Here is a 1,281-nt window from a genome sequence, read left to right on the forward strand (position 1 = left end):
TCGGCCAGCGCGGCCACCGCCACGGCCTGGTCGCAGGCGCCCTGCAGCCACAGCGTGCGCGCCATCAGGATGCCCATCGAGACCGTCTTCGGGATGTGGCCGATGTATTCGCGGTAGGCGTTGCCCGCCGGATAGTGCAGCACCCGGTCCACCAGCGGGCGGGCCTCCTCGTGCCGGCCGAGGTAGTGGTAGCTCAGCGCCAGGAAGCGGTCCGACAGCAGCACGGCCACCGGCTCGTTCGGATCGGGCGCGTGCTGCTTGATGCGCATGGCGACTTCCGCCACGTCGCGGTAGTCACCCGTACCAAACGCGTTGGCGCACAGGCTGAACATGGCCTCGATGCGTTGCGGCACCGAATCGAGCTGGTCGGCGAGTTCCAGCGTGCGCGCGAAGTTCGCGCCACGCGAATAGTCGCGCCCTGTGGTCTGCGTGTGCAGGAAGTTGCGGGCGGCGCGCAGCCGCAGCTCCAGGCCGGCCTGCGGCGGCTGCAGCGAAGCCACCGCCTCCATCGCGGTGTCCACGCGGCTGCGGTATTCATCCAGCAGGCCCAGCTCGTAGACCAGGTCCAGCGCCGCGGCCGTCAGCCGCACGCCCTGCAGCGTGTCCCCTTGCGGCGAGAAGGCCCAGTCCAGGCCCGCACGCACGTCGTCCATCATCCGGCCGTGGCGCTGCAGCCATTCGGCGATGGGCAGCATGTCGCGGTCCCGCAGCGTGCGCGTCAGCAGGTCCTCGAAGTGCCTGGCATGGGCGGCGGCGATCTGCCCGGCCTCGCCGCTGCGCTGCAGCTTGTCGGCTGCATAGGTGCGCGTCGTGTAGAGCAGGCGATGCAGCACCGCCTCGCCGCTGACGTCGACGGCCACCAGCGACTTGGCGGCCAGGCCGATCACGCCTTCAACGACCGCCGTCGCCGGCAGGTCCTCGCTGGCCAGCACCGCGGTTGCCGATTCGAGCGTGAAGCTCGAGCGGAAGACCGACAGGCGGCGCAGCACGACACGCTCGACCTCGGTCAACAGTGCATGGCTCCAATCCAGCAAGGCCTGCAGCGTGACATGGCGCGGCAGCGCGGTGCGGCGCCCGCGCGTGAGCAGTGCGAACATCTCGTCGAGCCGAGCCGCGAGGCCTTGCAGCCCCAGGGTGTCGATGCGGCCCGCGGCCAGCTCGATGGCCAGCGGCATGCCGTCCAGCTGCCGGCAGAGGTGGCAGACGACACCGAGGTTGGCCTCGGTCAGCGCAAAGCCGTCCGAGTTGGCGCCGGCGCGCTCGGCGAAGAGCTGCACCGCC

At 70.7% G+C, this 1,281-nt stretch carries 1 protein-coding gene; it reads right to left on the minus strand.

Features of this window, described 5'->3' with window-relative positions; all coding sequences use genetic code 11:
* On the minus strand, positions 1 to 1,281 hold a 1,281-nt coding region (locus tag FKP22_RS33210; protein ID WP_445663761.1), incomplete at both ends, for an ATP-binding protein.

It is taken from the genome of Ideonella azotifigens, assembly GCF_006519715.1.
GTDB classification, from domain to species: domain Bacteria; phylum Pseudomonadota; class Gammaproteobacteria; order Burkholderiales; family Burkholderiaceae_C; genus Ideonella; species Ideonella azotifigens.